General features: G+C 40.1%; 8 protein-coding genes and 1 riboswitch. Of the genes, 3 read left to right on the top strand and 5 right to left on the bottom strand.

Annotated features, from left to right (window positions below):
• Positions 1-73: 73 nt before the first annotated feature.
• Complete coding sequence (locus tag KCG35_RS22585) at positions 74-1,642, bottom strand: glycerol-3-phosphate dehydrogenase/oxidase (RefSeq protein ID WP_215822125.1); 1,569 nt, start codon at positions 1,640-1,642, stop codon at positions 74-76.
• Positions 1,629-3,296 carry an FAD-binding oxidoreductase gene (locus tag KCG35_RS22580; protein WP_215822124.1) on the bottom strand — a complete coding sequence of 556 codons (1,668 nt, stop codon included), beginning with the start codon at positions 3,294-3,296 and terminating at the stop codon, positions 1,629-1,631. Before KCG35_RS22580 ends, KCG35_RS22585 begins: the two co-directional genes overlap by 14 nt.
• A gap of 264 nt (positions 3,297-3,560) precedes the next feature.
• Between KCG35_RS22580 and KCG35_RS22575 the strand changes: the two genes are divergently transcribed.
• Positions 3,561-4,631 (top strand): AraC family transcriptional regulator, encoded by a 1,071-nt coding sequence (locus KCG35_RS22575; protein WP_215822123.1) that lies wholly within the window; start codon positions 3,561-3,563, stop codon positions 4,629-4,631.
• Here the strand turns inward: KCG35_RS22575 and KCG35_RS22570 are convergent.
• Positions 4,628-5,503 carry a cation diffusion facilitator family transporter gene (locus tag KCG35_RS22570; RefSeq protein ID WP_215822122.1) on the bottom strand — a complete coding sequence of 292 codons (876 nt, stop codon included), beginning with the start codon at positions 5,501-5,503 and terminating at the stop codon, positions 4,628-4,630. The genes KCG35_RS22575 and KCG35_RS22570 overlap by 4 nt on opposite strands.
• Positions 5,504-5,602: 99 nt before the next feature.
• Positions 5,603-5,850, top strand: a riboswitch (cobalamin riboswitch).
• A gap of 138 nt (positions 5,851-5,988) precedes the next feature.
• Here KCG35_RS22570 and KCG35_RS22565 point away from each other — a divergent pair.
• Positions 5,989-7,839 (top strand): TonB-dependent receptor domain-containing protein, encoded by a 1,851-nt coding sequence (locus KCG35_RS22565; RefSeq protein WP_215822121.1) that lies wholly within the window; start codon positions 5,989-5,991, stop codon positions 7,837-7,839.
• 20 nt (positions 7,840-7,859) lie between these two features.
• A complete protein-coding gene (gene cobO, locus KCG35_RS22560) occupies positions 7,860-8,462 on the top strand; it encodes a cob(I)yrinic acid a,c-diamide adenosyltransferase (RefSeq protein WP_215822120.1) in 603 nt (200 codons plus the stop codon).
• A gap of 34 nt (positions 8,463-8,496) precedes the next feature.
• Here the strand turns inward: cobO and KCG35_RS22555 are convergent, their stop codons facing one another.
• On the bottom strand, positions 8,497-9,381 hold the full coding sequence (locus KCG35_RS22555) for an ABC transporter substrate-binding protein (RefSeq protein ID WP_215822119.1): 885 nt from the start codon (positions 9,379-9,381) through the stop codon (positions 8,497-8,499).
• Entirely contained in the window at positions 9,378-9,623 is a 246-nt protein-coding gene (locus KCG35_RS22550) for a glutaredoxin family protein (protein ID WP_215822118.1), read from the bottom strand. Before KCG35_RS22550 ends, KCG35_RS22555 begins: the two co-directional genes overlap by 4 nt.
• Between the last annotated feature and the right edge of the window lie 205 nt (positions 9,624-9,828).

The following is a 9,828-nucleotide window of genomic DNA, read 5'->3' as shown; positions in this document are numbered from 1 at the left end:
ATAGGACACTTCTAATCTTTTACTCACTGCAAAGAGGTTATCGCAAAAAATCAGACGCGAAGGCAAAATGAAGTTAACTTACATTAGGTAATTGATAGGCACTCAACCAAATCCGTCGATATCGCTGCACTTCCTGTTGCCAACGCAAATCATCCCAATTTAACAGTTGTTGACAATAGTACTTAATTTGAGGTAAATATTCTTCTCCTCCTTTTCGTATTAATAAGCCTAACCGGGTACGACGTAACAACAAGTCATCCAAATGCATCACCCACTCATGCATTAATATCCAACGTAATTCTGCCCATAATGTTTGCGTTGCACCAATTGTCGTCAGTTCAGTTCTTTTGGCACAGGCAAGTAATTCATTAGCGGCTTTACCATAATATCCAAATAAACGCTGCAATTGTTGTGGACTGAGATAATGTAACCACTGATTGGAAACAGGCACATTTGCCAACCATGGAGATGTATGTACAGATACAGGTTGTGCTTCTGGGCAATATTGAGCAACCAGTGCCATAATCTCCTTAGCAATTAAGTGAAACGTTGTTAGCTTACCACCACTGACAGAAATTAACCCAGGTTGCTGCCAGATCAGATGATTTCTAGACTCTTTTGAAGGTTGACGCTGTCGTTTCTGACTTAACACAGGTCGAATACCACTCCAACAGCTCAACACATCACTTGCCGTAAGTGCTGCTTGAGGGAACTGGCTGTTAGCGGCAGTCAATAAATAATCAATTTCTGTTAATGTTATTTTAGGCTCTTTATCAAGCTTTTGGGTCTCATCGAGATCGGTTGTTCCGACAACTGTTGCATTGTGCCAGGGATAAATAAAAACAGGGCGATGATCTTGCGGATGAAAAAAACTGACCACAGCGGGAACAGGCAAACGCCAAGCTGGAAATGCTAAATGACTTCCTCGTAAAGGTCTTAGTGTTAATCCCGGTGCTAATGACGCCAGTTTATTACTCCAAACACCTGTCGCATTAACAATGACTGTGGCCTCAAGTATTGCCTGCTTATTGGCTTCAGAACACACTTTTACACCCACAACCTGATCATCTCTATAAACAAGTTCTTCAACCCGTGCATAACTTAATAACTCAGCACCATCATCTTTTGCTTCTTGTAACACCCGCACAACCAATCGGGCATCATCCGTCAGTGCATCTTGAAAAATTGAGCCACTTGCACAAGTTGAAGTTATATAAGGTAGTACTTGTTGTATTTTTAATTTATTTAGCCACCGACGAGTTCGGTACCCAGCAAATCCATCATAAATAGCTAACAATAATTGAAATACATGATGCGTAGGCCACTGCCAAGGCTTATGTAACATTAAAAAAGGTATGAAATTGACTAATCCCGGCAAAGACCGTTGCAACCATTCTCGCTCATTAATTGAATCACGAGCTAACTGCCAATTACCACTCCCCAGATAACGTAAGCCCCCATGAACCATACTTGAAGAACGACTGGATGTTCCCCAGGCAAAATCGTGTTGCTCGACCAATAAACAACGTAGCCCTTGCTGTGCGGCTGCACGCAAAATACCTGCACCAGTAATCCCCCCACCAATCACTATCACATCCCATGCAGGCTTTGAAAGTGTTTTTAAATAATCAGACGATAACATCTGCGGTTTCCTTAAACTGACGTGGTTCATCGCATAACGTTGTTGGCAAAGAATGATTATTTGGTGGTAATAAGTTGTGTGAGCACAATCTTTCGTTTGGATCAAAATGACGACACAGTGCAGAAATAGCCTGCAATTGTCGCTCATCTTTAGTGAAAGGAAGGAAGTCACGGTGATCCACCCCCACCCCATGATGATGGCTGACCGATCCACCATGATTCACAATGGTTTGCATCACTGCAGCTTTTAGCTTTTGCCAACGCACTAAAGTTATGTCGTAGGTCTCACCAAGCCGGAATACAAATGTCGTATATAAACTAGCACCTTGTGCATAACAGTGAGAAATATGCGTAAAAACATGCACTCGTTCAGTTTCATCGAGCAAAGCTTCACGAAGTGCTTGCTCCATTGCTTGGCGTAGCGAATCAATATGTAACCACTGCGTTGCTGTTTCTACGGTATCAACACCATAACCAGCTTGCCATAATGTCTCTCGTAAATAAGGGTTTCGGTAGCGATGACGTTGCCATTGTTGTCCTATTAATTGACCAGTATTAACTCCCCCATAAAAACGATTGATGCGCCGCAGCTGCTTCCATGCATAATGACACTGGGCTTTTTCTCCAGAAACACCTACTAGCAACTGGCACCGGCCTTGTTTAGCACCTCGAAACGTAAGTAGTTTTTCCAGCCAGCGAATGGCATTTTGCTGATCTGACAGTCGTAAAAATGTTTCCGTTTCCTCTGGTGCACTCAATCGTAACATTGATAGCGGAATGCGCTGTTGTAATGCTTGTTGACAGGCTGCAATACCTGCCTGCCAATCAGGAAAAAACAAGCCATAAAATGCTTCAAAACGAGGCAGTCGAGAAATATTAACAATTACTTCAGATAAAATACCTAACCGTCCTTCGGAGCCTAAAACACATTCTTTCAAATCAGGGCCCGCGGACTCTGCAGGAAATGGTCGCAGATAATAACTACCCTGAAATGTTTCTAAACGACCACCCGCAAAAAGTTTCTCTATTCGCCCATAGCCCAGTGACTGCTGACCACTTGAACGCGTTGCAACCCACCCCCCTAAGGTCGAATATTCAAATGACTGAGGAAAATGTCCTAAGGTAAAGCCGTGAACCTGTAATTGCGATTCTACTTGTGGACCCATTGTTCCTGCACCAAATGTTGCTAACAAACTTTCTTTATCCAACGCTAACAGCCGACTTAAACGTGACATACAAACGGTTAATGTAGGTCTTGAACCCATCTGAGGATTAATATGCCCGACAACACTTGTTCCTCCACCATATGGAATAAGATTGCAATCATTCTGCTCTGCCCACTCTAATAATTGAAGGATATCATCACGACTTTCTGGAAAAGCAACGCCATCTGGTACAGTCTCAAACTGTCCACTTTTTTTAGCTAGCCAATCAGCAAAGCTATGACCTCTTGCATATCGCACGCGAAGCTCTGGGTCTTTACTAATTAAGGGATGGTCTGCCAAGCGACTTTTAGTAACTTGAGTAGATGCTGTTTCTAACAGTACTTCCTCAAGAGGATAACCTGGACCAATTAGATCTGCTAAATAGCAAAGCGCATGCTCAGGTAGCGGATAGTCTTGCCCTGCTTCTCCCCAGCTATTCCACCGTTGCATAACGAACCTCCCTATCGAAAGTCAACATCAGTCCAGTATAAGTTTTGAAAAAATTAAAACAGCTAATAAACGACAAAAATTTTTTAATTTTTATTATTCTCTTAACCTATCATCAACAGCGTTATTTTCTTGCTTCATAATCAAGCCAAGAATATTCTTATCATGTTTATTACTTATCTCGCTTATATATCTACAGTTTTATTCAAACAGAACAACTTATAGATATATACTAGTGGGAATAAATAACTAAGATAATGTCAGAAAATGCCACAAAAAGTAACAATTGAGGCCAACACATTACTCGGTGAAGTGTCCTGGGGAAGCTTATTACCCTACTTGCATTATGCCAATCAATTAGGCATCAATACTCAACAGCTCTTACAGCAGTTAGATATCACGTCATGTACAGACACAGGAGAACGGCTTCCAGGTGAAAGTGCACAGCGCTTGCTTCTAACATTAATTAATCAAGCCAATGATGCGCTTTTTGGATTACATGCAGCTCAATTTATACAACCAGCATCTTATAATGTACTTGGTTATATCACCATGAACTGTGCAACATTAAATGATGCTATTCAACGCATCACACCGTATGAGAAGCTAGTAGGCGATATGGGGAGGACATCCTTAAACTATTTAGCTGAACAGCTACGCATTAGTTGGTCGTGTATCTATACAAACACAACGATTAAACGGCACATGGTTGAGCATTGCTTCGCAGCTTGGACACACTATGCACGGTGGATTACAGGAAAACACGAACGTACACCTATTGTCGTACACTTTACTCATGACTGTCCCCTTGATAACAGTTACCACGAGTACGAACAACTATTTAATTGCCCTGTATTGTTTAAACAACCTGAAAATAGTCTGGATATATCCCTTACAGATCTGCAAACGCCTCTACAACAAGCCAGCCCCGCATTACTTAAAACCTTAGAGCAACATGCACAGCATGTCGTCGCTACGCTCACACCACAAAATAGTAGCTTAGCTGAGCGTGTAAAAGTCATTATACGACAACAGCTTTCATGTGATGGCACCTTAACAAAAGAGGTCGTGGCTAAGCAGCTGACAATGACTACTCGAACATTGCACCGTCATTTACAACATGAGCAAACAACATTTCAACAACTCTTAGATCATGTGCGAATGGAACAAGCCAAATCTCTTCTTAAAGACAGTGCAATAACAATTCATACCATTGCTGAAAACCTGGGCTTTACTGAAGTGCGGTCCTTTCAGCGTAGCTTTAAACGATGGACGGGTTCGACCCCCAGTCACTATCGCTTAGAACAAGTTACTAAGCACACGATTACTAAAAATTAAACCGGGTCTTGGTGAATGGTAATATCAGCATCTGGATAGTCTGCCTGAATGGCCGCTTCGACATTGTCTGCAATCTGATGTGCTTGTTCCAATGTTAAATTTTTATCTAACTCAACATGCATCTGGATTATAGGAATCATTCCTGACTGACGTGTTCGTAGCTGGTGAATGCCTCGTACCCCATGCACAGCTAAAGCTGTAGTCTCAATATGTGATAAGGTGTAAACAGGCAACTCACGATCCATTAAATGATTAATCGCATCCACTAAAATCTCTCTAGCACTAACAACCATATAGATTGCAATACCAATTGCAAAAAAGCTATCTGCTTGGCTGAAGCCCATAGCGGTTAAAATCAATGCTACAATAACAGCTAAATTGGTCAATACATCCATTCGATAATGCAAAGAGTCGGCTTTTATCGCTACCGACCCAGTTAGCTTAACAGCAAAGTGTTGAATGCCCAACAATAACAGTGTAAGAAAAATCGCAAAAACGCTTACACTAACACCTACCCACTCAGCATCAACCATCATTGATTTACGCCAGTGCCCCACTGCATGAAAAATCAGTACTAAAGCCGACCCCATAATGAACATAGATTGAGCCAGTCCTGCCAATGATTCTGCTTTACCATGACCAAATCGATGGTCTTCATCAGCAGGCTTTAACGAATAACTCACAGCACCATAATTAATAATGGATGCCATTGCATCAAGTGAAGAGTCAATAAGTGATGCCAAAATACTTACAGAGTCAGTTACCACCCAAGCTATTAATTTTACCAAAATCAGTATAATAGCGGTTACTACAGATGCCGTACTTGCAAAGCGCAGCCAAAACACTTTATCGTCAGATTTAAAAATAGCCATAGTTTATTTGTACTCAATCACCCAACAGGTAAACGCTGAAGAGTAGTCCTCTTTAGCTTGACTCAAGTAGATATTGCTCTCAATATAGCGCTTTTTTACAACATACAATGCGTTATAGGTGCCATTATTGGTTAAACGGGAAGAGTGGTCTATAGAACCATACACGTTCTAACAAGCCAACGCTGCCCCCGCAACGGTAAACAGTTTAGATTATCTGATAACTCTAAATACCCTTAAACCACTGTGTCTACAGAGTAAAACTCATCGACATGGGAAGGATGTGGTAGCTGTTGTTAAGTGTACAACAGTCTGTAAGCCCGGATACCGGCCTATAACCTAAATTAGGTGATGCGGAGGGCTTCACCCACAGGTACCTCCCTTTCTTTGGGAACTTTGACAAATAACTGTCAGAATATATATGACAGTTGTTACCTGTTTGCCCTTCTCAAAGCCACTCGTCAGTAGTAAATGGTTTTGAGGACTCCATGAAAAAAATCAGCACATTTGTTACAGGGATATCGTTTATCAGCCTGTCTTATGCGGTCACATGTCAGGCAGAAGACAGTTATCAACTACCGAATATGACGGTTACTGCAACAAAAACACCTCAAGTGATTTCTGATTCTTTAGCCCCTGTTAATGTATTTACTCGGCAAGATATTGAACGCTTACAAGCACAAGACATTTTCGATGTGCTTCGACACGTGCCCAGTGTAAATATTAGTACTACAGGTGGCCAGGGTACTGTATCAAAACTTCTTTTTAGAGGTTCAAGTGATAAGCAAGTGCTAGTGCTTGTGGACGGTATAAAAATTAATACTGCAACGAATGGTAAGGCCTCTTTATCTTCAATTGATATTAACCAAGTGGAACGTATTGAAGTTGTCAGAGGACCACGTTCAGTACTTTATGGATCAGAAGCCCTTGCTGGCGTCATCCATATTTTCACTCAGCAATACAGCGAAAAAGCTATCGAGCCTACTGTTAAACTTGGATTTGGCTCTCATCAAAGTGAGCAATATCTAGCAGGAATAAAAGGTAAACAGGCTGATGCCTATTATGGACTAAAAGCGAGTTACTATACAACAGAAGGCTTTAACCGCTGGTATGGTGACCTAAGTGATGAAAATGATGGCTATCGCAACAAGTCATTTACAGGAAATATTCAATATCAGCTTACAGATAATAGTCAGCTAGCTTTGCAACTCATGCGTCAAAAAGCAGAAGCGGAGTATGATAATTCTTTTGACGTATCTCGTCCTGTTTATACAACGACTACTCTCGAAACAGCGACAACACGTTATAACCACCAGCTAACACAGCAATGGGATATTGTCATTACTGCGGGCCTAACCACAGATAAATCTGATGATAGAACTGATCATGTAGGTCGTAACTTTCTATATGAGTCTAAAAGGAAAGCTGTTAACTGGCAAAATAATCTGCAACTAACGTCAAACCAATTATTGTCATTTGGATTGGACTACTATGACGATTACTTAACTTCTACCACCCGCTTTGATGAAGATGAACGTGATAATCGTGCTTGGTTCATTCAAGACCAATTACAATTGGGTAAACATGAATTTCTGATAGGGTTTCGTCAAGACGATAATGAGCAATTCGGTAAACATAATACACGAAACCTTGCCTGGGGAATGCCTATCAACGACACTTATAAAGTAACAGCCAGCTACGGGGAAGCATTTGTAGCACCATCATTTAATGACTTATATTATCCTAATTTTAGTAACCCCAGTTTAAACCCTGAACAAAGTAAACATTATGAAGTTGGTCTACAGGCAGAATATGGTCACACCCAATGGCAAATAAATGTATTTAAAACTGACATTGAAGATATGATTATTTTCCAGAATAGTAAACCTGAAAATAGCGAGCAAGCCCAAATTAAAGGGTTAGAGCTTACTATCAATACACTATGGCAAGACTGGCAAATTAATAGCAACTTTACGATGTTAGATCCTATTGATAAAAACACTGATACAGATAATCAAACCAAAGAGCAAACCTTACCCAACCGAAGTCATAGACAGTTTTCAATTATGGCCCATAAAACCTTCAGTCGATATAACTTAGGTATTGAGTGGCAAGGCCAAAGTGAACGTAAAAACATAGGTCCTGCTGACCAGACTTTACCAGGATATGCGACATTAAACTTGATTCAGTCCTATGCACTCACTGACGAGCTCAGTATTGAGTGGAAAGTAAATAATCTTTTTGATAAGGATTACGTTGAGGATTTGAATGGTAATATTCCTTATGAAACGGATGGTATCAATACCTTTATTTCTTTAACTTATCGTCCCAACCTTTAAATAACGAACACAAGAATCTTATGACAAATGATGAACACGCGCGCCACAAGGCGCGTATGATTAAAAAAAAACAACATATTGATCAACGTATTGCTGATGCTAATGAGTCTCGTGGCATCATTATTGTCTTAACGGGGAATGGTAAAGGTAAAACAACTGCAGCATTTGGTAATGTTGTACGTTGTGTGGGACATGGCTATCAGGCAGGTGTTATTCAATTTATTAAAGGTGATTGGCCATGTGGTGAACGTCAACTTTTACAACAAACCGGACAAGTGGCATTCCATGTGATGAAAACAGGTTTTACTTGGGATACTCAAGATAAAGCCATCGATATAGCCGCAACACAAGAAGTCTGGAAAGCAGGAAAGTCTATGTTAAGCAACGCTAACCTTCGACTTGTTGTCCTAGACGAAATTACATATGTACTGCGTTATGGCTATTTATCAACAGAAGAAGTTATTAACGCGCTACAACAACGACCTTCCATGCAATCAGTTATTATTACAGGGAGAGGTTGTCCTCAAGTATTAATCGACATGGCTGACACTGTGAGTGATATTCAGCCCATCAAGCATGCTTTTGATGCAGGCATTAAAGCACAGGAAGGCATTGACTGGTAACTAAGCCTTCGTTAGAGGTATTATAATGTGATAGCTATTTGTCTCTGACTGCTGTAGCTGTGCTAGCGAGTTTCTGACAAATAGTTTCCATTGCAAGTAAAATACGCGGTGTTTGTCGTAAAAAATGATCAGGATTAACGATAATTATTCTTTTTTGTTGAACTGCTTTTAATGCTTGCCAACGTTCCGTCAACTGTTCTAAAAAAACTGGATCAATCATTATTAACCAATCAGGTTGTTGTGCCAGCAATGCTTCAAAATTCACCTGAGGTGCTATAACTTTAGCATTGGCAAATATATTTTTTCCACCACACTGTTCGATAATTTCAGACGTCAAGTGCCGTCCATTCAATGTTTGTATTGGATTTATATTTAATAATATAGCTACCTTTTGCTTTAATGATTGTTTTTTAACTTGAGATGCTAAACGTTGCCAATGTTGTTTAAAGTCTGACGCAGCCTGTTCCGCTTCTACTTTATGTGCCGTTATATTGCCAAACCTAATTAACTCATCAGCAATATCTTGAAGTGTTTTTGGTTCTGAATAAATAATGGGTATACCTAGCTGCTCTGCTTTCCCCCCCAACAAATGTTTATTTCCACTTCCCCAGGCAATAATTAACTGTGGTTGTACAGCAAAGACTTGCTCCCAATTAAGTAAATTATAATGTCCAATTATAGTTTTTTTTTGTGCATCTAGAGGGAAATCACTGCCATCAATAACACCAACAATATTCTCACCAGCCCCCACAGCATACAATAACTCAGTAATATGAGGTGCCAAACTAACTACGCGAGGTATATTTTTTTCTGTTTTTTTAATACCCGATAGTTGTTCTGCTAAGACATGACAGTATAGGGAGGTCATCCCCCAAACTAAAATAGAAAAAAACAATCTCAATACACTGCGACCTGTCATACAGAAAGCCATGTTGATAATTGCGACTCATCAAATGGCCAGAAAAGCTTTTCTTCTCGTTGCATCTCTCTCAGCACAGGGATATGCACGCCATAAAGTGTCATTAGCTCCTCACTTAAAGCAATATCAACGACCTCTATGTCCAAGTTAGATGCATGGGCACTTGAATTTATCAAAGATAAAGCTTGATCACACAAGTGACAGCCGTCTGTAGAGTAAAGAATCAATTTTCGTTTTGCCATACTAAAGCTCTATGATCAAGCACATAACTCTTGTGCTTTATAACATATTAGCAACCTTCATTGCGATTTTTTTGTCGATAATAATCTCTTTTTTAATTGGTATATTTGGTCACGCTATAATAAAAGCATTAAAGTAATTTTCACCAAATAACCAAAGCACCCAAATAAAAGACGAAAAAAAAGCTCTTTTAAAAGAGCTTTTTTA

The organism is Zooshikella harenae (assembly GCF_018837975.1).
Taxonomy (GTDB): Bacteria; Pseudomonadota; Gammaproteobacteria; order Pseudomonadales; family Zooshikellaceae; genus Zooshikella; species Zooshikella harenae.
This window is presented reverse-complemented; position numbering and strand designations above follow the sequence as displayed.

What these genes read in the sequence shown, in the direction of transcription:
- KCG35_RS22585 (WP_215822125.1), bottom strand. Translation starts at nt 1,642, where the DNA reads ATGTTATCGTCTGATTATTTAAAAACACTTTCAAAGCCTGCATGGGAT.
- KCG35_RS22580 (WP_215822124.1), bottom strand. Translation starts at nt 3,296, where the DNA reads ATGCAACGGTGGAATAGCTGGGGAGAAGCAGGGCAAGACTATCCGCTA.
- KCG35_RS22575 (WP_215822123.1), top strand. Translation starts at nt 3,561, where the DNA reads ATGCCACAAAAAGTAACAATTGAGGCCAACACATTACTCGGTGAAGTG.
- KCG35_RS22570 (WP_215822122.1), bottom strand. Translation starts at nt 5,503, where the DNA reads ATGGCTATTTTTAAATCTGACGATAAAGTGTTTTGGCTGCGCTTTGCA.
- KCG35_RS22565 (WP_215822121.1), top strand. Translation starts at nt 5,989, where the DNA reads ATGAAAAAAATCAGCACATTTGTTACAGGGATATCGTTTATCAGCCTG.
- cobO (WP_215822120.1), top strand. Translation starts at nt 7,860, where the DNA reads ATGACAAATGATGAACACGCGCGCCACAAGGCGCGTATGATTAAAAAA.
- KCG35_RS22555 (WP_215822119.1), bottom strand. Translation starts at nt 9,381, where the DNA reads ATGACAGGTCGCAGTGTATTGAGATTGTTTTTTTCTATTTTAGTTTGG.
- KCG35_RS22550 (WP_215822118.1), bottom strand. Translation starts at nt 9,623, where the DNA reads ATGGCAAAACGAAAATTGATTCTTTACTCTACAGACGGCTGTCACTTG.